Source organism: Roseimaritima sediminicola, assembly GCF_009618275.1.
Lineage (GTDB): Bacteria > Planctomycetota > Planctomycetia > Pirellulales > Pirellulaceae > Roseimaritima > Roseimaritima sediminicola.
Map to the genome: position 1 here is coordinate 224,029 of NZ_WIAD01000001.1, position 20,616 is coordinate 244,644.

Sequence of the window (20,616 nt, forward strand, 5' to 3'; positions counted from 1 at the left end):
ACACCATGAATCAGTCTCAACCAGAACCGCACATCGTTTGGCACGAGCACAGCGTTTCGCGAATCCAGCGAGAACAGACGCTCGGGCAACGCGGCTGTGTGGTGTGGTTTACGGGTTTGAGCGGGTGTGGCAAGAGCACTGTCGCCAACGCCCTCGACCAGCTCCTGCTTCAGCAAGACGCCAAGACATTCCTGCTGGATGGCGACAACATCCGGCACGGTCTGTGCGCTCCGCCGGATCGTTTGGCGGCCGATCACAGTGACGCGTTTGCCAAACGGTTTGGGCTGGGGTTTGGCCCGGAAGACCGCGAGGAGAACATTCGCCGCATCGGTTCAGTGGCCCAACTGTTCGCCTCGGCCGGACTAATTACGCTGTCCGCTTTCGTCAGCCCCTACCGCCGCGATCGCGACCGGGTGCGACAGTTGGTCGAAGCCGCGGGCCGCAGCGGAGACTTTATCGAAGTTTTCGTCGACACGCCGCTGGAGATCTGCGAGAGCCGCGATCCCAAGGGGCTGTATAAGAAGGCCCGCGCCGGCGAGATTCCTCATTTCACCGGGATCAGCGATCCTTACGAAGCCCCGCAAGCCCCCGAAATCCACCTGCACGGTGGCGATGGCCACTCGCCCGATCAACTGGCCCAACAGGTGCTGGACTACTTGCGCGAGCGGGGAAAACTGAGCGCTGAATAGCCCCAGTGTCGCGTCTAGGTTTGACTTTAAGGTAGCCGATCTCGCCAGAGATCAAACCGAAGCGGCGAAAGGCCCCAGAGTCTGGCGACTTCAGCTACGGCCAGACCCCAAAGTCAAAAGTCAAATGCTGACGCACCGCCAGCATCGCCCGGTGGATCAGCAACCGCGGGCTATCGCCCAAACGGCTCAATAGCGCGTCGGTTCATCCCGCCAGCGAAACGTCGCTACGCGGTGGCGTCGCCAGCAGGGTCAGCAGACTGAGCGGTGCCAACAGGGCCACGAACAACCACAGCCCACCGTGGTAGCTCTGCGTGAGATCGGAGATCGTCCCCAGCACCAGCGGACCGCAACCGCTGCCGGCCACGGTCAGGCACCACACCGTCCCGCGAATCTTGCCCAGATGCCTGCGGCCGTAGTAACGGACCCACATCGTCGCCGAAACGGACATCGCCAAGCCCTGTCCCGCTCCGAACAAGACGGCAAACAAGTGCATGTGGACGGCGGAAGTGGTCAGCGGAATGGCAACCGTGCCGGCGGTCAGCGAGACGAAGGCGGCAGACATCAAATAATTCAGCTGCAGCCGATCCGCCAAGACGCCGCCGGTCACCTGCATCGATAACATGGCCAACGAGAACGTGGCGAACAACAACTGGCTCTCGGACGACGGAATGTTCTGACGGGCAAAGATTTGCAAGGCGTAAAAAACCACGCCGGTTCCGACCATCGCCCATACGGCCAGACTGCCGGCCATGATCCAGAAGGTCCGGTGCCGCACGGCCTCGGACAACGTAACGCTGTGAGCCGGTAGATTGTGGACATCGGCGTCGGAGGCGATGGACTGGGCATCGGCTTGCTGCGGTGACGCGCCGTCGGGGTACTGTCCCAGCTCTTCGGGGCTGTTGCGAAACAGAAATACGACCAGCGGCAGCAGGCTGGCTCCCACCAACCCGCCGACCATCAGATAGGTTTCCCGCCAACCGTACGCATCAATGCTCCATAGCAACGACGGCGGCACCAGGGCAAAGGCGGCGGCCATCCCCACGCTCATGCACGCGGTCACCGTGCCGAGTTTGCGCTGGAACCACATCGAGACCATGTTGCCGCTTAACAACGTCAGCGAACCCTGTCCCAGGAACCGCAGCAGCATGAATGCCAGGAGCAGCGTCGCAAAGCCCTGGATGCAGCTGGCCAGCCAACACGTGATCGCCAGACCGAACCCCACCGCGGCGGTCGTGATCCGCAGCCCAAAACGATCGCTCAGCGGCCCCACCACCGACAACGGCAACGCGGCCAACAGGGTTCCCAGCATGTAGGCCAGGGCCATCTTGCCATCGCTGATTTCGAGACTCTCGCGAATCGCGGGCATAAACGCCGACACGGCGAACGTTTGTCCGGGGCTGGTGCAGATTTGGGCCACCATGGCGATCGGCACCATCAAATAACCGTAGTAAAACGGCAACAGCCGGGCGACTCGATCCGACACTCCAAACATCGAAGCGGCAAGGTCCTTTGAGAACGATTAAGGCAAGCGGTAGGGCGGTCCAGGGACGCGACGGCGTGCAGCCTAACGATCCGCCGCCAATGTGCCTAGCGCTGGCGCGATCCGCGGTGCTAGCGGACGCGGAACTCCATTGACACGCTCCGCAGCCCTTCTCTACCCTCCGACCGCCTACTACAACTCGGGAGCGATGACCTTCGGCGCTGCGCATGACGTTTTCAAGGATTCCGCATCGCGATTCTCGCCGCCTGGTTTGGACCAGTGTGCTGCTGTGCGCGGTATTGGTTTCGACCAGCACCGGGTGTACTTCGACGCGTTACATCTCCAAGCGCAACGTTCGCGAGAACGCCCTGGCGACGCAGCTGCAACTGATGCGTCGCAAGGGACCGGCGGTCAGCGAACGGACCCATCAACTGCTGCAGCGGTTCGGCCTGAACGAGGCCTACGAGCGTGACCCGCCGTCCACGCTGGAAACCCTGCGTGAGTTTGCCATCAACGACGAAGACGCGGAATTAATCTTCGCCGTCAGCGAACTGTCGTACATCGAAGGCAAAAAGGCCGAACGCGCCGGCGACAGCAGTGCAGCGCTGCATCATTTCGGGATGACGATCACGAACAGTTACGAGTACCTGTTCGCGCCGGAACTGGACCAGATACGCAACCCCTACGACCCTCAGTTTCGCAGCGCCTGCGACCTGTACAACGAAGCTCTCGAAGACACGCTACGGCTGCTGTGCACCGAAAACAGGCTGCGTCCCGGACAAAGTTACACGATCCGCACCCCCAACCGCACCTTCACCATCGACGCGGTAGCGCGGGGCAAATGGCCGGCCGAGGAGTTCGAACGCTTTGAATTCGTCAGCGACTTCAAAGTGGAAACTCTGAACAATCGCCACATGACCTACGGCCTGGGCGTGCCGCTGTTGGCCGTTCGAAAACCTGGTCCGCAGCAGGACCCACGTGAACAGTACTACCCGGAAGGGCTCAGTTACGCCGTCACGGCGCTGTTGCGCTGCGTGGACGAGGACCGCCAGCCCGGCCAGCCGCCCAAGCACTGCGTGCTGGAATTCTTTGATCCGCTCAGCCACAACCAGGTCCAACTGGCCAACCACTGGGCTCCGCTGGAAACCGATCTGACCACGCCGCTGGCCTACTACCTAGACAGCCCCCAGTTTCGCAAACGCAACCGGGCCACCGAAGGACTGCTGAATCCAGCCAAGTCGCAAGACCTGCGCGGGCTGTACATGCTGGAACCCTACGACCCGAACCGCATCCCGGTGGTGATGGTGCACGGCCTGTGGTCCAGCCCGCTGACATGGATGGACATGTTCAACGACCTGCGATCCTTTCCGCAGATTCGCGAACGCTATCAGTTTTGGTTCTACATGTACCCCTCGGGGCAACCGTTCTGGGTCAGCGCCACGCAGATGCGAAAGGACTTGGCGGCGACCCGCGCCGCCTTTGATCCCCAGCGGCGCGACCGGATGATGGATCAGATGGTCTTGGTGGGTCACAGCATGGGCGGTTTGGTCAGCAAAATGCAGACGATCGAAAGTGAGCAGGAATTCTGGAACATCGTCAGCAATAAACCGGTCGAGCAACTGGAAGGACCGCCCGAGGCGAAAGCCAAACTGGCCAGCGCGCTGTTCTTCAAACCCAACCAATCGATCCGCCGCGTGGTCACCATCGCCACCCCGCATCGCGGCAGCGATTTCGCCAACGACTACACCCGCTGGATCGCTCGCAAGCTGATTCGGCTGCCCAGCATCGCGATCAACACCGGCACCCTGCTGGCCGCCCGGAATCCGGGGTTCTTCAAAGACACCAAACTGTTGACCGTGTCCAACGCCATCGATTCGCTCGCGCCGGACTCCCCGATCTTTCCCGTCATGCTGCGCGCCGAGCGTGCGCCGGGCGTGAAGTACCACAACGTCGTGGGCGTTATCAATCAGGAAAGCCTGTTCGGTCGGATCAGCCGCAGCGGTGACGGCATCGTCGAGTACGAGAGTTCGCATCTGGAGGACGCCGAGAGCGAGATCGTCGTGCAGGCCGACCACACCAGCATCCAGACCAACAGTCAGACGATTCTGGAGGTGCGCCGCATTCTGATGGAACACCTCGGCCAGGTCGACGCTCAAGACCGCGTGGCCGCCCTGCCCGAGGCGGCTTCGCCCAGCGACCGCACGGCCCGCCCACGCGCTGCCGGCGATGCGCCCGGTCAAGCGGCTTCGCCCACTCAGGATGCTCCGCCCATCCAAATCACTTTTCCCACCGGTTCGCTGCCCGCCGAACCGGCAACGCCGGCCGATACAGCAACTCCGGCCGATATGGCTGACGCGTCCCCGCCGGAGGCGTTTCTCGGGTTCGACGCCTTTGAAGACCTCGGGGCACTCGACCAACCCGCCCCGCAGGCCCCGCCTGCACTGTCCGGTGCGGCGGCGGAATAGCTTCGCGTCAGGTTGCGGGTTTGGGCAATCGCCAGCGATCGGGATACACCCTTCGCAGCAGCATAAAGCCGTACATTCCAAAGTACATCAGCAGGCCGCCCCCGATCGTCGGCAGCCACACCGTCTCCTGCGGGTCGACGAATCGCAACCGTTCCAGCTCGCTGGCCCGCTGCGCATCGCGGATGCGAAAACAACGCCGCTCGGCGATAAAGTTTAACGGTTTTTCCGGTTGTGCTCATTGTATGGGACGTGCGGTGCCGATATCGATCCATGCGGCTGGATCGGTCCCCAACGCTCTGGAGCGCGGGAGGCGCCCTACATCATGTTCCTTTGGCTGTTCAAGCAAGTTCTGAATTTCAAACGCGTGGTTGCCGGACGCAACTACCCGCACCAAATGGCCTGGGGCCTGGCCTTCGGCCTGCTGCTGGGCGTGATCCCCCATGGCAACCTGCTAACGTTTGCTCTGGTGGCCCTGGTGATCTGTTTGAACATAAACCACGCGATGGTCGCCTTGGTCGGCGTCGTGGTCTCCTTCACCGCCCATCACCTGGACGGGTACTCCCACACACTCGGCCAGTACGTGCTGCGGCATCCAGACCTTGCCGGTCCGCTGGCCAATGCCTGGCAGTTGCCGCTGGTGCCCTGGACCAATCTGAACAACACCATCGTGATGGGCAGCTTTCTGATCGGCGTCGCCGCGTTGTTGCCCACCTATGCGATCAGTTATCCGCTGTTCCGTCGGCTTGCTCCGGCCCGTGAAAACGATCCGACCGCCGCGGCGGAGAGCGCCGAAGTATCCCAGCCAAACGCATCGACCGGCGTCGACATGGCGGCTTCGCACGCGTCCGGCGACCGCATCCAGCGGATCGACCGAGCGCACGGCCACAGCGCTGCGGCGACCGCCGCCGATCCGCCCAGCAAGGAAACGGACGAAACCGATCCGGCCGGCTTCGGCACGGCATCCACAAGTCTCGTGGAAACCCAGATCGACGTGATTCGGTTGCAGTCCGGACCACTGGGTGACGAGCAACCCGAGCGTTTGCCTCCGGCTTCGGCCACCGACAACGCTCAGATCAATCAAGCACTGAACTATCTGCTCCGCCGTTTGCGCACCTCGCAACAGGAGAACGCGGCATGATTCGTTGGCGATTCTTATTGAAACGTGTTCTATTGGTCGTAGCCATCCTGGCCTTGCTGCGATGGTCTCTGGGCCCGCTGGCGCAGTACGCCAGCGTGTGGACGCTGGAGTCGGCGGTGGGTGCGAAAGTGGACATCGCGCGAACCCGCGTCGAACTGTTCCCGCCGCGTCTGCAGTATGTGGACCTTCAGATCGGCGACCCCCGCGAGGGCAAGAGCCACGTCAACGCCTTCGCGGCCCAGCGGGTCGAATTGACGATCGATGGCGCGGCCCTGCTGCATCGTCGCTTGGTCGCTCGTGATGGACGGATCACGGGGGTTCGCATCGGCGGCCGGCGAGCCTCCTCGGGTCACCTGCCGCAGACAGCGCCCGAACCGGCTTCGCCCTCGGACGAGCCGTCGCTGGTTTCCAGTTTGCTAGGCGATCTGGGTAGTTACGCCAAGGGCGAACTGGAAACGGTCGGCAACAGCCTGGAGACGGTCAAACGCAGCGAGCAGATCCGCCAGCGCTGGATGCAGGAGTACGCCGCCCTGGCCGCCCGCGCCGAAGCGGTCGAGCAACAGGTTCGCAGCGTTCGCGATCAAGCCCGAGGCATCGACAACCCGCTGCGTGATCTGCCGCGGCTGAAAGCCACCATCGAACAGGCCGAAGCGATCCGGCAAGAGCTTGTCGCCCTGCGCGCCAAACTGGACGCTTTGCCAGCGCAGGTCCAAGCCGACTGGGTGGCTCTGGAGGAAGCCAAACAGATCGACCTGGATCGTGTCCGGGCGTTGGTTCCCGAACCGGTCGAATCGCCGGCCGACCTGGGCCCGGCACTGCTCCGGCAAATCGTGTCCTCGCAAATCGAGGGCGTTCGCGAATACCTGGATTCGGCCCGCCAGGTCGCCGACTGGACGGTTGCCAGCCCCGAGGGCGCCGAGCGGCCGCGGGGTGAAGACATCCGTCTGGTCCAGACGCCGCCCGAACCCAGTTTTCTGATCCAGCGTTGTCAGCTGGACGGTGTGATGAGCGTCAATCGCGAGTCGTACACCCTCACCGGTATCCTCGAGAACCTCACGCCACAAACCCGCCGACTTCAACAACCGCTTCGCGCCCGCTTTCGCCTGGAAGGGCCGCGCACGGTGCGGGTGGACTTTAGACGACACTACGATTCCCAGGGCGGGCCGCCGCGCGACGTGTTGACCGCCCACTGGCCCCAGCTGGCCCTTCCGCGGACCGAAATCGGCAATGCCGACGAGGCTCAATTGGCCATCGACGGTGGCCCGCTGGAACTGTACGTGCAGATCGAAACCCTGGACGACCAGATGCATGGCCAACTGGTCTCGCGGCAAGCGAACGCTCAGGTGCGTCTGGAAACCGGAGAGAAACTGGCGGGTCTGAGCGCGATCGATTCGCTGCAGACCAGCCTGCAGGACATCGACGAAGTGCAGGTGCAGGCCAGCTTTGAAGGCACCTGGCAGGACCTGGACATGGCCATCGCAACGAACCTCTCGGGCGCTCTGGCCGACGGCATGCGAAACGCCATGACCGCCCAGATCGCCGCTTCCCAGCAACAGCTGCGCGAGCGCATCGAAGCGGAGCATCGGCAACAGATGCGCGAGCTGCAGAGCTGGCTCGGCGAACAACAACTGGCCGCTCGCGACGTACTGGCCAAAGCCGATACCGAGATCGACTCGTTGAAAGCCAAACTGGCCAAGGAACTGCCCGCGGCCGGCGCGTACCTGGGTCGCCTGAATTCGACCTTCCAGAAGCTTCGCTAAGCGGTCTCACCCCGTACTCCAGCGCCACCCCAAACCCGGCCAAAGCACTGTCGCCGGCACGGCCAGGCCGATTACCTCATGCCGCTTGTCGTGGTTCCGCAGAGCCGGTGGGCCGCTTCGAGAGGCTCTCGGGTTCCATGTGATCGAACAGGGCACCCAACAGTCGCGGGTGCAGGCAGACGACGCTCCAGGCCAACCCAAACGCCAAACCGCCGATCGCGTCGCTGAAGAAGTGGGCGTCGGACTGCATCCGCTGCAACATCGTCAGGACCGCGAACACGACGAACAGATAGCGGCCGCGGGGAAACAGCATCGACAGGCCCACCGTCAAGGCCACGGCCGTTGCGGTGCCGCCACTGGGGAACGCTCGCGTCCCGGCATCAAACGCCGCCACCTGTTCCAGTTTCCAGTCAAAACGCCACCACCAGGCCGCGTCGCCCGAAGCCAGTTGCAGGTTGATCGCGCTGGGCCGTGGACGCAGCACAAACATCTTGACGATCGTGGCGACGGCACTGGCCCCCAGGGCCATCGTCGTCAGCCGTGGCGTGCACCAGCGATGCTGGGGCGTCAGGGTCAGGATCCCGATCACGATGAACAGCACGCCGATCCCGTGGGAATAGGCTTCGGTCAACTGGATCGCGTTGTCGACGTCGCTGGGAAAGGGATCCCCGTCGAACCAGCGAGCGATGGGCACGTCGATCAAGGTGACGACCGGAACCAGCAACAGGGCGATAAACGAAGCCCAGATCATGAACCGTACGGCGCGACTGGATTCATTCTCCAGCGGTTCGTAGATCCGCAGCGAGCCGTCTCCGGGCGATTGTTGTTCGGTCACGTCCATCGTCCTGATGCGTCCTGTTCCGGTGTGTCCTAAAGCGACTGGTCCTGAACCCATCGGTGGCTATACCAAAAGCCGCCGAAGCTTCGAAACAGCGCTCCGCCGACCCGTCCCCCGGGGAATCGATACCCCCAGCACGAGATGGGGCGGCATAAAAAAACGGCGGGAAGGTGCCAAACACTCACCTTCCCGCCGTCTGGTTCTATCTGATCCGCGAGAATCAATTCCGACCGAACATCCAAATCCCCACAAGCATGTTCGATCGACCCGAACCTCTTCGAGCGACGGACGAGTGACTGCACTCTTCCACCGACAAAGGTTCAGATCGGACGTCTCGGCCGAAAAGCCGAGTCGAAAAGCAAATAAGGGTCGGGCTCGTTATGCCGGACACGCACCGTGTGATGGTTTGTAACGATTACGACAGTTGTGCCCGTGGCAGAGGCCGCCAAGGACGCAATTTATCTTGACCCACGCCACGAGGCGCTGGTATCGAGGCACCGATAGCCGGCATGGGTTCGCATCGGTCGCAACCCGCCATACCCGCTGAACCGATTGCATGATCGCCACGAAGCCAATCCCGCGAGCCGTCGCCCTGATCCACCGCACTGTGCTGCGGGTGGTGCTCGGCGCGCTATGTGGCGGGGCGCTCCTTGGCTGTCAGAGCAAACCGCACCGCGAACTGTATACCGACCAGCTGATCAACGAGGTCCGAGTGCTGGAGGACCAGCTGTACGAGGCCGACTACGAGAACAAGGTGCTGCGCAGCAAACTCCGCCGAGCCGTGGAGAACTGTGAACAAGGCGATGCGGCGGCCGTACAGCCCACGCCCGACCCGCAAGCCGACTGGGGCGTCAGCGACGTCCTGCCGTCGCCCTCGAGCCCCCAGAGGCCGGCAGAGGACGCGCCCGGCGCAACCCTTCTGCCGCCGCCCGGTGGCCTGCCTTCGAGCGATCAGGCGGGCGACCTGGAAGAACGTCGTATCGACGTCCCGGGCGGCCGGCCACGCGAACCGCAATCGCCCGATCTGATCCCGCCCGACATGGACCAACTGGAATTGCCGGACATCGACATGGGCGAAATCGTTCCGCCGCCGGCCGCCGATGCGCCTCCGGAACCGCCGATGGGTCAGATTCCTTTGCCCGACATGACGCCGGAAACCCTGCCCGAACCGGCCGGCCTATCGATCAATCCAACCTTCTCCGGCGGACATAACTTCGACAGCGATCCCGAAATCGACGGCGTGTACCTGGTGGTCCACTTCGTTGACGAATCGGGAAAAGTGCTGGATCTCAGTCAAGTGGAAATCGACGCCAGCTTGGGTATCGAAATCTTCGATCCGCTGGCCGCCGAGGGCGACGCTTCCGGTGCCGACGAATCCGTCAGCGCCGAACCCGATAACGCCGAACCCGCTGACGCGGCGTCGCCGCCCCAATCGCCGGGGCCCCGATCGCTGGGGTACTGGGAGTTCGACGCCCAACAGATCGCCGACATGCGTCGCCACGCGGTTCAGGACGGCCTGCACGTCGCGATCCGCTGGAGCGACGCGGTGCCCAGCGGCGACCACGTCCGTGTGCAGGCCCGAGTCTTCAACGAAGACGCCTCGCTGGAAGGCCAAGCCGAGCTGGCGTTGATCGGCAAAGGCCAGATCGCCGGCTGGGTGCCGCGAGCCGGCGAGCGAAAGCAATCCCCAGCCGCCCGCCGCTAAGGAGCGCCCGTCGCCAAAGTAGCTCGGCTGACCCAGCCGAGGAGGGCGACGCCTCACAGGCTGGAAGCCTATGCCACAGTCACTCCTCGGCGGCTTCGCTGTCCGGAGCGTACGAGCAGGAGCCGCCCGCGGCGGAATCGCCCAGCATCTGCTTGCGCAGCTCGGGCAGTTTCCGCTGCAGATACTTGCGGGACCGGAAAGCATCGGCCATCGCCAGAAAGACCACCAACACCAGCAGTCCGAAAACGGCCATCCATAGCGCGGCCCACAGCGGCCCGGGGCCCACCCAGGCGGCCACGGCGATGATCACCGCCATCAAGACCAACACGCCGTGGACCCCGCGGCGGCCGCGGATCCGGGCCGTCAGGTAATCGTCATCGAACGCCGGATCTTTGCCGCCCACCTGAGGCCCGCCGCGTTGCCGCCGTTCCAGATACACGGCCAGCGCCAGGAGCAGGACGGCCAAAATAAAACTTGCCGTGATCATGCCAGGGCTCTCCTTCGCGGACCTACTTCGTCAGCAACCACTGATGCACCACGTAGACAACCGCCGCCAGCGACTCGCCACTGCAGTTTTCCGGGATGTCCTGCTGGGTGTGCCAGTACGACATCGCTCGCGGGCCGGGTCTGGGGTAATCAAAGTCGATGATGTCGATCGTGGGAATCCGCGCAATTTGGTTCAGCGGCAGATGGTCGTCGCGGACCTCGTGCTTGACGCGGGACTTGAACGATCGCACGCCCAACCGACCGGCCAGATCCCAGACCTCGCGGGCCACGGGCCGCGCATAGTGCCAACTGTTCTTCTCCAGATAGAACTGCTGCTCGGCGTCTGCGACCATGTCCAGCAGGATGCCGGCTCGCAGAGGAATCGCCGGCGGGTGTGCGCCGTACTCTCGCGCGTAATGCGTCGATCCCAAAAAGTAGGGATCGCGTCTGTTGTCGTAAACCAACTCTTCACCGTCGAACAACACCATGTCCACGCCCACATCGGCGGGCAGTTCGTTTAAGTGATGCGACAGCTCCATCAGGGCCGCCACACCGCTGGCCCCATCGTTGGCACCGAGAAAAACACCCCGTGGATTGATCGGGTCGCGATCGGGAAACGGCAACGTGTCGTAGTGGGCGCACAGCAGAAACCGCTTCGGTCGTTCCGGGTAAAAGCGGGCGATCAGATTAGCCAGCGTCAGCGTTTCGCCGCTGAGCGGATGCCGCGCGGGAAAGGACTGCAGCTCGGCCTCCGCACCTTGCCGACGGAAAAAGTCCAGCAGCATCTCCTGCTGACGATGCATGCCCTCGGTCCCACTGATGCGGGGACCAATGGCACAGATCTCTTCCAAATACCCAAAGGCCCGCTCGGCATCGTACCGCTCGGGCACGACCCTTTGACTGCCCACCTGGGCCGGCGTCGCCCGCTCGGGCGTCTGCAGCGCGACAAACACAACCGCCACGAGCAGCGCACCGAGGACCACAGCGCCGGCCCACCACCCAGTCCGCCGCGGCGGACTGGCGGCCGATTGCGTGCGGGCCGCATCCGCCCGGGCGGACGATTGCGGACGAGCCAAGCGTCGTTGTGTAGAAGAAGCCGACATGAACAAGCGATCCGTCAAAACCAGTCGGGCTGGCGGGTGAAAAGTGGGAACCTTCGCTGCAGCATCCAATCATATCGAGTGGACTCCGGCAGAGCCACCGCGACGAGCCACCGCGACGAGCCGCCTGCCGAACCAGCTGTCGCGGCGCCGCTCCGAGCTGCCAAGCGGGGGGCCGGCAAGTTCCTCTTGCCGCCGAAGCCGACCTTTCGCTAGGTTGCCCTCGGGAAACCATCGCAATTAGCAAACTTTTTATCTGAACGCTTGGGAGAATCGCTGCCATGGACGGCACTTCGATACGCTCGTGGTGGGGCTTGTTGGGCCTCGGCCTGGCGACTTTGTTGTTTCCGACGGCGCCGGCGGCCAGCGGTGCCGAAGCGCAATGGATCTGGGATGCCGGCGTCGCCAAAGAACAGATTCCGACCGGGACAAGTTGTTTCTTTCGCAAACGCATCAACCTGCGTGCCGATGCGGTAGGCAAGGTAACGATCGCTGCCGATGACGCGTACGAGTTGTACGTCAACGGTCGCCGCGTGGGCACCGGCCGGTCGGCGCGAAAAATGACCGACTACGACATCTCCTCACTGCTGGTTCGGGGACGCAACGTCGTCTCGGTTCGGGTCGATAATACGCATGGCACGACCGCGGCCCTGGCCGCCCGGATCAGCATCCAGCCCGAGGGCACCTCGCGATGGTACACCTTCAGCACCGACGAAACCTGGAAGACGACTCGGCAAGCCGCCGCGATGTGGCAGTCCCCCACCTACAACGATTCCCGCTGGGGACAGGCCCAGAGCTTTGGCATGCTGGGCAGCACGGTCCCCTGGGACCGACAGGAAGACGTGGCCAGCGCGACCGAGCATCAGGAAAGCGCACGCTTTCAGATTCAAGACGGCTTCGGCGTACAGCGTTTGTTCGACGACGAACAAACCGGTTCGCTGATCGCCATGGCCTTCAATGAATTCGGCCACATCATCGCCGCCCGCGAACGCGGTCCGCTGTTGTTGATGTTCGACCGCAGCGGCGATGGAATCCCCGACGAAGTCCGCACGTACTGCGACCAGGTGGAATCCTGTCAGGGCATCCTGGCTCTCAATGGCGACGTCTTCGTTACCGGCCAAGGCCCCGATGGCACGGGACTGTATCGGTTGAGCGATGCGGACCGGAACGGCACGCTGGAAAAAGTCCAGACCATCCTTAAATTCAAAGGCACCCCCGGCGAACACGGCCCCCATGGCATCGTTCTGGGACCCGACGGCATGCTGTACGTCAGCGTCGGCAACCACATGCAGGTCGTGGGCGAAGCGGGCAGCGGTGAAACCCTGCCGGAAACCTACGAGGGGGATCTGGTCGGACCTCGCTATGAAGATCCCGGCGGGCACGCCCGCGGCGTCAAAGCGCCCGGCGGCACGGTTATCCGCACCACCGTCAGTGGCGACAAAGTCGAACGCATCGCCGGCGGACTGCGCAACGCCTACGACCTGGCCTTCCACAGCGAAGGCTCTCTCTTCATTCACGACAGCGACATGGAATCCGACGCCGGTGCCGCCTGGTACCGTCCCACGGCCCTGTACGATGTCACCGAAGGCGGCGAATTCGGTTGGCGTAGCGGATGGGCCAAGTGGCCGGAATTCTATGCCGATCGCCTACCTACGATTCTGGATACCGGCCGCGGTTCGCCCAGCGGCGCGCTGTGCTACGAACACTACACCTTTCCCGCCCGCTACCACGGCAGCCTGTTTCTTGCCGACTGGTCCGAGGGCCGGATTTTGAACGTGCGTCTGAAAGCCAACGGCGCCAGCTACGTCGCCGACAGCCAGGTGTTTCTGCAGGGTGAACCGCTGAACGTCACCGACTTGGCCGTCGGTCCCGACGGCGCCTTGTACTTCTGCACCGGAGGCCGCGAGACCGCCGGGGGAATCTACCGCGTCGTCTGGGAAGGGCCGATTCCCGAACGCGTCAACAACTTGGGAACGGGCATCGCCGCGGCCATCCGCCAACCGCAGCCGTCGGCCGCTTGGAGCCGTCAGACGCTGGCCGGCATCAAAAAAGAATTGGGCTCGCAGTGGGCCGAACTGGTCGCCGGCGTTGCTTACAGCGACGAAAACCCGCCCCACTACCGCACCCGAGCTCTGGAGCTGATGGAATTGTTCGGCCCCCAGCCCAGCGAGGAATTGTTGGTTGAACTGAGCCGGGCGCAGAGCGAAGTGGTCCGCGCCAAAGCGGCCTACATGATGGGCGTCCACCCTTCGACACGAACCGAGCGTCAGCTGGTCTCGTTGCTCGATGACCGCGACCTCCGGGTCCGCCGGATGGCCTGTGAAGCGATGCTCCGCACCGGCCAGCAGCCGCCCATCGATGCTCTGCTGCCGCTGCTGGAAGAGAACGACCGCACGCTGGCCTTTGTCGCGCGACGCGTGCTGGAATCCGTGCCCACCGAGCAGTGGCGACGCGAGGTTCTGCAGAGCGAACACCCCCGAGTCGCCATCCTGGGCTCGTTGGCCTTGGTGACGGTCCAGCCCACCGAGGCGAACAGTTTGTTGGTTCTGAGCCGGCTGAGCCAGTTGATGAACGGGTTTCTCAGCGATGCCGATTTCGTGGACCTGCTCCGCGTCATGCAGGTAGCCCTCGCTCGCGGCCAGATCGATCCGGCACAGGTACAGCCGCTGCGAGATCAAATCGCCGAGGAGTTTCCTTCGGGCGACTCGCGGATGAACCGCGAACTGATGCGGCTGGCCGCCTACCTGCGGGCCGATTCGATCGGTGATCGCGCCCTGGATTACCTCGAAGGCGATGCCCCGTTGGCCGACCGGGTCCACGTGGCGATGCACATGCGGTACTTGACCAATCGGTGGACCGCCAAGCAGCGGTTCGAATTGCTGAAATTCTACGAACAGGCCTCCAAAGACGACGCCGGCAGCAGTGTTCCGCTGTACCTGATGAACGTCACCCGCGACTTTGCCAAGCACCTGACCTTGGACGACGCGATGGCCATCCTCGAGCAGGGCGATGCCTGGCCCAATGCCGCCTTGGCCTCGATGTACAAACTGCCCCAGCCGGTCGACGCCGAGACCGCCGAGCTGCTGATCGAGCTGGACCAGAGCATCGCCGGTCCGGAACACACCCGCGACGTTTACAAGCGTCTGCGCACAGGCATCGTGGCCATGCTGTCGATGACCGGTGACGAAGACGCCATGTCGTACCTGCGAAAAATCTGGCGTACCGATCCCGAACGGCGACAACCCGTCGCGATGGGCCTGGCTCTGCATCCCGACGGCCAGAACTGGGACTACCTGGTTCGCAGCCTGAACATCCTGGAAGGCGAAGCGGCCAAGGACGTGCTGAAGCAATTGACAACCGTAGCGGTCGCCACCGACGACCCCGAAGCGCTGCGGCAAGTCATCCTGCTGGGATTGCAGTTCGAGAGCGAAGGCCAGTCGACCAAACCGGCCCAGGACCTGCTGTCGCACTGGACCGGCCTGCAGCGCAGCGAGTCCAGCGATCCTTCGATGGCAATCTGGCAACGCTGGTATGCGAAAACCTATCCCGACCGCCCGGCCGCGGAATTGCCCTCGGCCGAAGAGGACGCTCGCTGGGACTTCGACCAATTGGCAAAGTACCTGGAAAGCGAAGAAGGTCGGCACGGGGACCCGGCAGCCGGCAGCGAGGTGTTTGCCAAAGCGGACTGCGCCTCCTGTCACCGGTTTGGAAACCAAGGCCAGTCGGTGGGCCCGGATCTGACCAGCGTCTCGCGACGCTTTACCCGCCGCGAGGTTTTGGAATCGATCCTGTATCCTTCGCACGTCATCAGCGACCAGTACATGAACAAGAAAGTACTGACGCTCGACGGCAAAGTGTACGTGGGCCTGGTCTCCGAAACCGGCAGCGGCGAACTGCAGATCCGCGACGCCAAGAACAACACCACGACCGTGGCCTCGGCCGAAGTGGACCAGATCCTGCCCAGCAACAGCAGCATCATGCCCTCGGGCGGCCTGGACCAGCTGACCCTGAAAGAGATCAGCGATCTGATGAGCTACCTGGGTGTGTTGCCGCCGCTGGAAGTCGCCACCCGGCCAAGCAACTAGCCAGTGGCGAGTAGCGAGTAGCGAGTAGCGAGTGGCGAGTGGCGAGTAGCGAGTAGCGAGTAGCGAGTGGCCAGTGGCGAGTAGCGAGTAGCGAGTAGCGAGTGGCGAGTGGCGAGTAGCGAGTAGCGAGTGGCGAGTGGCGAGTGGCGAGTAGCGAGTGGCGAGTAGCCAGTAGCTAGTAGCTAGTAGCTAGTAGCTAGTAGCTAGTAGCTAGTAGCTAGTAGCTAGTAGCTGGTAGCGAGTAGCGAGTAGCGAGTAGCGAGTAGCGAGTGGCGAGTGGCGAGTGGCGAGTAGCGAGTGGGAGCCATAAACTCGCTTCCTCCCCTCTCCCCCAAGGCGCCGCGAGCGTCAGCGAGTGAAGCCTTGGGGGAGAGGGGTCGGGGGTGAGGGGGCAGATACTTGCACCGGAGCGACATGCAACGCGTCGCAGCGCCTCATCTGCCCGGCACGGTCACGAACCGTAGCTACTCTGTGGCATAGGCTTCCAGCCTGTAAGGAGGCGACTCTGCTACTTTCGCGGAGCGAAAGGCGACTCTAGCTACTTTCGCGGAGCGAAAGGCGACTCTCGCTACTTTCGCGGAGCGAAAGGCGACTCTGCTAGACTTCGTCGGCGGCGATCGCGGTGAACTGGGGTTCGAAGGCGGAATCGAAATCGTACACGTCGTCGAAATCTTCACGGCGGTCCGAGTCGCTCTTCTTCATCTGCTCGATGGCGATCAGGTTGTAGACGATCTCGCCAAAGTCGCTGGTCTCGTGGAGCCCCCAGCGATTCAACACCAGCTTGGCCATGTATCCGTACTGCTCGAGCGCGTACACGCGGCAGGCTTCGCACAGTTGTTGGCCCGTGATGTGACGTGCTTCCGGCGAGTCGGTCGCCGGCAACTCGTGCAGTCGCAGGACGTCGTGCGCGTAGGCCAACGACTCGCGGATAAACTGATACGCCTCCAATTTGTAGCGACGATCACGATCGAGTAACTCGCTGATCGGGTGAATCGCACTCATTCCTTGTTTCCTTGCTGGCGACGTTTTGGATTGTCTTTGGTTTTGGTTTTGGTTTTGGTTTTCACCTGTTTGGACTTTGCGACACCGGCAGGCTTCCGCGTGACACTCAGTACATCAGCCAGGGCAATCAAGACGCGGCGATGGTCCTCGGTTTCCGCCAGGATTTGTTGAGCCAAAATCTCGTGTCCCAACACCCTGGCACGGCCATCGGCCGTCACGACTTCACTGCCCACCGGCGGAAGCTCGCGTTTCATTTCCACATACGTATCATACTCATACCGCAAGCAACACTTCAGTCTACCGCAGCGTCCAGAAATTTTGGATGGATCCAGCGTGGCTTTCTGCAGTTTCGCCATCTTCATCGACACCGGCGGCATCTTGCTCAGATGCGTGTTGCAACACACCGGCTTGCCACAATCACCGTAGTCGGCCAACAACCGGGCCTCGTCACGGACACCGATCTGCTTCATCTCCACCCGGGTCTGGAACTCGCCGGCCAACCGTTTGACCAACTGCCGAAAGTCCACGCGGTTCTCTGCCAGATAGAACACCACGACCCGTTCGCCGCCGAACAAGTGTTCCACGTCCACCAGCTGCATGTCCAGCTGCAGGTCGTCGATCGCCCGCTGGCAAAGCCGGAATTCTTCCTCGGCTCGAGCGTGCAGATGAGCCAATTCGTTCTCGTCCTCCGGCGTCAACAGCCGCAGCACCTGGCCCTCCGGCGGACGATCCAGGTGAGCGACGGCCTGAGGCGTGGCCGGGCAGAGCACTTCGCCCAGTTCGATCCCGCGGGGCGTCCGCGCGATCACCCGCTGGCCATAACGCAGCGGAGCCTTGGCCCGGCAAACGCACAACGAGCGCATCGCCCCACAGCGGACCACGTACTTGCCCGCCCGGCGTTGCTCGGACGCTTCCTCGTCGACCTGCTGTTCAGTGCTCATCTGGCGGAATCAATTCGTAGTAATCGCGGAACCCGTGATCTGGGCTTCCAGCCCGCGAAAGTAGCACGGCTCTGAAAGTAGCACGGCTCTCCGAGCCGCGAACAACGAGACTCGGCTGGGACAGCCGAGCTACGCTGGTGGCATTCTACCACAGCCGACCTCGACGGCGAGCACCGAGCCAGCCCAGGATCATCCCGGGTTGCCCCAGACGCTACCGCATCCCCCGGCTCCGCGATTCTGGCCGAGGCCCCCGTCGTCTTTCCGAACGGTCCCTTATTCCTCAGCCGTTTCTTCCTCCGCAGGTTTTTCCTCAGCAGGCTTTTCCTCCGCAGGTTTTTCCTCGGCTGGCTTTTCCTCGGCCGGTTTTTCTTCAGCTGGCTTTTCCTCGGCTGGCTTTTCCTCGGCCGGTTTTTCCTCAGCCGGTTTTTCCTCAGCCGGTTTTTCCTCAGCCGGTTTTTCCTCAGCCGGTTTTTCCTCAGCCGGTTTTTCTTCAGCAGGTTTTTCCTCAGCCGGTTTTTCCTCAGCAGGTTTTTCCTCAGCTGGCTTTTCCTCGGCCGGTTTTTCCTCGGCCGGTTTTTCCTCAGCCGGTTTTTCCTCAGCCGGTTTTTCCTCGGCTGGCTTTTCCTCCGCCGTCATCTCCTTTTCGGGTTTCTCTTCAGCGGCTTGTTCCTCAGCCGGTTCTTGCTTCGCGGGGGGTGGAGTTGCTTCGACCCAGTCCCAGGATTGCCGCATCATTTGGATGCCGTCCTTGCGGGTTCCCACCAACAGGGTGTTATCGGCGGTCCAGTGCAGTGTCCACACGCCGCTGGGCGAATCGGCGGCCGGGCCCAGGGTCTGGCCGTCGGCCGTGAACATCTGGACGCGGCCATTCAGTTCCCCGGCGGCCACCACTTGGCTGCGGCTGACGGCGACCGCCACGACCCAGTCTTTCAGTTGATCGACCGCTGCGGCGGTTTCGCCCTCAGGCTGCAAACGGTACAGCGTGTTGTCGGCAGCACCGGCCAGGATCCCGTCGGCCGTAAAAGCGACGCTCCACAGCGGATCCTCGCTGACTTCCACATGGCTCTGTGCTTCCAGCGTCGGCCACGCTAGCAGGTGTACGTGCCCGGCCCCATCGGCCACGGCCAAGCGATCTCCCTCGGGAGAAAACCGCACGTCCATGATCGCCTGCGGTTCCAGCTCGTGGGTCTTTTCCACCTTCGCCGTTTCTCGGTTCCAGACTATGATCTTTCCGGCCTCGTTTCCGCCGACCAGAAACTTGTCATCGGGGCTGAACGCTAGAGCTCGTGTCCACCGCTCCAACGCCTGGTCGTGGTGGGTGGTTTCTCCACTGGAAACCTGGTGGATGGCCAAATTGCCGCGATAATCCGAGCTGGCCAACCACTGTCCATCGGCCGATGCGGCCACGGCCCACACGGCCGATGGCTGGGTGTAGGCGACGCGGCTGTAGTTGGGATGCTTTGCCGGCGCGATGTGGACTTCGCCTTCGCGCAGCAACAGGCCCTGAGCGGTCGCAAAAGCGATCTGGTCGCCCTCGCCCAGCGAGACGATCGACGTTACCCAGTGGCCAGCCGCCGCCGGACCGCTGGCCGCATCCTCCGCGGTGACCGCATCCTCCGCAGTGGCCGCGTTCTCCGCGGTGGCCGCGTCCTCCGCGGTGGCCCAGGGGGTCGCGAGTACAGACGCCAACAACGTGGCCAGGAACATCAAACAGGATTGTTTCATAACACCCACACGTGGAAAAAACTTGAAGTAGCGGTGACCGACCCGCCATTCTAAGTGCAGCCGAGCCGCCGATCCAGTTTTCTTGCTTTCCAGCCTCCGCGGCCCCCCACGCGGCAGGCGCAGCTCAGGTTCGGCAAGTACTGGGCAAGCGCGCCAGGTGGGCGGCGATCTGTTCCAGGGACAGTTGATGATCGATCACGCCCTCGCGGACCGCCGCCCGGGGCATCCCGTAGATCACACAGCTGTCCTGATCCTGGGCGATCGTCTGGCCTCCGCGCGCGTGCAGGGCTCGCAGACCTTCCACGCCGTCCTGTCCCATGCCGGTCAGGATGACGCCGACCCCGCGATCCTGGAAAGCTTCGGCCAGCGAACGAAACAGATAATCTCCGGCGGGCCGAAAGCCGCCGATTTCCGGTTCATCACACAGGCATACGCGGCCCCCGCGGTCGACGGCCAAGTGATAATCCTGCGGGGCGACGTACACCGTGCCGGCCTGCAAAAGCTCGCGATCTTCCGCCATTTTGACGCGCAGCTCGACGACGCTGTTCAGCCAGCTGACAAACCCGTCGCCAAAGGCCGGCACGATGTGCTGGACCAGGGCGATCGGCACGGGGAACGTTGCGGGCAAGGGTCGCAGCAAGCGGGCCAACGCCGGCGGACCACCCGTGCTGGCCACGATCCCGACACAGCGAACGTCGCGCCGCTGGGTCCGCACCGGCGGCGGCATCGCCGCGGTCATTTCGCGAACCACGCTGGTGGCCGTGTCGCGCCGGCGGCGATGACGGATCACGATCACATCGGCCAGGGCTTTGACGTTGCGAATGATTTCCCGAGCCTGCTGATGGAAGTCCGGCTGCAGCACACCGGTGGGTTTGGAAATCACTGTCAAGGCGCCGGCCTCGAGCGCTCGCATGCTGGTTCCCACCTCTTTGGTCCGGGCGCTAGAGGAGATGATGATGATCGGCGTGGGCACCTCGATCATGATCTCCTTGGTGGCCTCGAAGCCGTCCATTTCGGGCATATTTACGTCCATCGTGATCAGATCCGGACGCAGTTCCTTGGCCTTGGCCACCGCCTCGCGACCGTTGATGGCAAACCCCAAGACTTCGATGTCCGGGTCGGTCTGCATGATCGCCGCCAGCATTTCGCGTGCGGTGGGCGAATCATCGACGATCAAGATACGAGGCATGGCGAGGGCCGTC

15 protein-coding genes are annotated in these 20,616 nt (G+C 63.0%); 6 read left to right on the forward strand and 9 right to left on the reverse strand.

The features are described 5' to 3' along the window. The first annotated feature begins 5 nt into the window (after nt 1–5). The gene (gene cysC, locus GE027_RS00710) at nt 6–689 is read left to right on the forward strand and encodes an adenylyl-sulfate kinase (protein WP_153555244.1); all 684 of its coding nucleotides are present in this window, start codon (nt 6–8) and stop codon (nt 687–689) included. Nucleotides 690–891: 202 nt separating this feature from the next. Here the strand turns inward: cysC and GE027_RS00715 are convergent, their stop codons facing one another. Next, the gene (locus GE027_RS00715; RefSeq protein WP_162006515.1) at nt 892–2,172 is read right to left on the reverse strand and encodes an MFS transporter; all 1,281 of its coding nucleotides are present in this window, start codon (nt 2,170–2,172) and stop codon (nt 892–894) included. A 224-nt stretch (nt 2,173–2,396) separates the two neighbouring features. Between GE027_RS00715 and GE027_RS00720 the strand changes: the two genes are divergently transcribed. Beyond that, nucleotides 2,397–4,634 (forward strand): esterase/lipase family protein, encoded by a 2,238-nt coding sequence (locus GE027_RS00720; protein ID WP_153555246.1) that lies wholly within the window; start codon nt 2,397–2,399, stop codon nt 4,632–4,634. A 7-nt stretch (nt 4,635–4,641) separates the two neighbouring features. Here the strand turns inward: GE027_RS00720 and GE027_RS00725 are convergent, their stop codons facing one another. Continuing rightward, entirely contained in the window at nt 4,642–4,782 is a 141-nt protein-coding gene (locus tag GE027_RS00725) for a hypothetical protein (RefSeq protein WP_153555247.1), read from the reverse strand. A 174-nt stretch (nt 4,783–4,956) separates the two neighbouring features. On the opposite strand from GE027_RS00725, the gene GE027_RS00730 reads away from it, so the two are divergent. Both GE027_RS00730 and GE027_RS00735 read left to right on the forward strand, forming a co-directional pair. Further along, nucleotides 4,957–5,772, forward strand: coding sequence for a TIGR03546 family protein (locus GE027_RS00730; RefSeq protein WP_153555248.1), 816 nt, complete (start codon nt 4,957–4,959; stop codon nt 5,770–5,772). Continuing rightward, the gene (locus tag GE027_RS00735; RefSeq protein WP_153555249.1) at nt 5,769–7,532 is read left to right on the forward strand and encodes a TIGR03545 family protein; all 1,764 of its coding nucleotides are present in this window, start codon (nt 5,769–5,771) and stop codon (nt 7,530–7,532) included. The genes GE027_RS00730 and GE027_RS00735 overlap by 4 nt, the downstream gene beginning before the upstream one ends. Nucleotides 7,533–7,608: 76 nt before the next feature. On the opposite strand, the gene GE027_RS00740 is transcribed toward GE027_RS00735, so the two are convergent. Then, complete coding sequence (locus GE027_RS00740) at nt 7,609–8,367, reverse strand: phosphatase PAP2 family protein (RefSeq protein ID WP_162006516.1); 759 nt, start codon at nt 8,365–8,367, stop codon at nt 7,609–7,611. Nucleotides 8,368–8,926: 559 nt separating this feature from the next. On the opposite strand from GE027_RS00740, the gene GE027_RS00745 reads away from it, so the two are divergent. Next, nucleotides 8,927–10,075 (forward strand): hypothetical protein, encoded by a 1,149-nt coding sequence (locus tag GE027_RS00745; protein WP_153555251.1) that lies wholly within the window; start codon nt 8,927–8,929, stop codon nt 10,073–10,075. A 79-nt stretch (nt 10,076–10,154) separates the two neighbouring features. On the opposite strand, the gene GE027_RS00750 is transcribed toward GE027_RS00745, so the two are convergent. Together GE027_RS00750 and GE027_RS00755 are read right to left on the reverse strand one after the other, a co-directional pair. Beyond that, nucleotides 10,155–10,562, reverse strand: a complete 408-nt coding sequence (locus GE027_RS00750; protein ID WP_153555252.1) for a hypothetical protein — start codon at nt 10,560–10,562, stop codon at nt 10,155–10,157. Between the two features lie 22 nt (nt 10,563–10,584). Beyond that, a complete protein-coding gene (locus tag GE027_RS00755; RefSeq protein ID WP_153555253.1) occupies nt 10,585–11,664 on the reverse strand; it encodes a M28 family peptidase in 1,080 nt (359 codons plus the stop codon). Nucleotides 11,665–11,942: 278 nt separating this feature from the next. On the opposite strand from GE027_RS00755, the gene GE027_RS00760 reads away from it, so the two are divergent. Then, nucleotides 11,943–15,746 (forward strand): HEAT repeat domain-containing protein, encoded by a 3,804-nt coding sequence (locus GE027_RS00760; RefSeq protein WP_153555254.1) that lies wholly within the window; start codon nt 11,943–11,945, stop codon nt 15,744–15,746. Between the two features lie 597 nt (nt 15,747–16,343). Here the strand turns inward: GE027_RS00760 and GE027_RS00765 are convergent. The 4 genes from GE027_RS00765 to cheB all read right to left on the reverse strand — a co-directional run bounded on the left by GE027_RS00765 (nt 16,344) and on the right by cheB (nt 20,603). Continuing rightward, complete coding sequence (locus tag GE027_RS00765; protein ID WP_153555255.1) at nt 16,344–16,748, reverse strand: Minf_1886 family protein; 405 nt, start codon at nt 16,746–16,748, stop codon at nt 16,344–16,346. After that, on the reverse strand, nt 16,745–17,689 hold the full coding sequence (locus GE027_RS00770) for a PSP1 domain-containing protein (protein WP_237607142.1): 945 nt from the start codon (nt 17,687–17,689) through the stop codon (nt 16,745–16,747). Before GE027_RS00770 ends, GE027_RS00765 begins: the two co-directional genes overlap by 4 nt. 273 nt (nt 17,690–17,962) lie before the next feature. Next, a complete protein-coding gene (locus GE027_RS23250) occupies nt 17,963–19,414 on the reverse strand; it encodes a WD40 repeat domain-containing protein (RefSeq protein WP_237607144.1) in 1,452 nt (483 codons plus the stop codon). Nucleotides 19,415–19,538: 124 nt separating this feature from the next. Further along, nucleotides 19,539–20,603 carry a chemotaxis-specific protein-glutamate methyltransferase CheB gene (cheB, locus tag GE027_RS00780; RefSeq protein ID WP_153555256.1) on the reverse strand — a complete coding sequence of 355 codons (1,065 nt, stop codon included), beginning with the start codon at nt 20,601–20,603 and terminating at the stop codon, nt 19,539–19,541. Between the last annotated feature and the right edge of the window lie 13 nt (nt 20,604–20,616).

Excerpts from the sequence above, each read along its gene's own strand:
- cysC (WP_153555244.1), top strand. The coding sequence starts at position 6 with ATGAATCAGTCTCAACCAGAACCGCACATCGTTTGGCACGAGCACAGC.
- GE027_RS00720 (WP_153555246.1), top strand. The coding sequence starts at position 2,397 with ATGACGTTTTCAAGGATTCCGCATCGCGATTCTCGCCGCCTGGTTTGG.
- GE027_RS00730 (WP_153555248.1), top strand. The coding sequence starts at position 4,957 with ATGTTCCTTTGGCTGTTCAAGCAAGTTCTGAATTTCAAACGCGTGGTT.
- GE027_RS00735 (WP_153555249.1), top strand. The coding sequence starts at position 5,769 with ATGATTCGTTGGCGATTCTTATTGAAACGTGTTCTATTGGTCGTAGCC.
- GE027_RS00745 (WP_153555251.1), top strand. The coding sequence starts at position 8,927 with ATGATCGCCACGAAGCCAATCCCGCGAGCCGTCGCCCTGATCCACCGC.
- GE027_RS00750 (WP_153555252.1), bottom strand. The coding sequence starts at position 10,562 with ATGATCACGGCAAGTTTTATTTTGGCCGTCCTGCTCCTGGCGCTGGCC.
- GE027_RS00755 (WP_153555253.1), bottom strand. The coding sequence starts at position 11,664 with ATGTCGGCTTCTTCTACACAACGACGCTTGGCTCGTCCGCAATCGTCC.
- GE027_RS00760 (WP_153555254.1), top strand. The coding sequence starts at position 11,943 with ATGGACGGCACTTCGATACGCTCGTGGTGGGGCTTGTTGGGCCTCGGC.
- GE027_RS00765 (WP_153555255.1), bottom strand. The coding sequence starts at position 16,748 with ATGAGTGCGATTCACCCGATCAGCGAGTTACTCGATCGTGATCGTCGC.
- GE027_RS00770 (WP_237607142.1), bottom strand. The coding sequence starts at position 17,689 with ATGAGCACTGAACAGCAGGTCGACGAGGAAGCGTCCGAGCAACGCCGG.
- GE027_RS23250 (WP_237607144.1), bottom strand. The coding sequence starts at position 19,414 with ATGAAACAATCCTGTTTGATGTTCCTGGCCACGTTGTTGGCGTCTGTA.
- cheB (WP_153555256.1), bottom strand. The coding sequence starts at position 20,603 with ATGCCTCGTATCTTGATCGTCGATGATTCGCCCACCGCACGCGAAATG.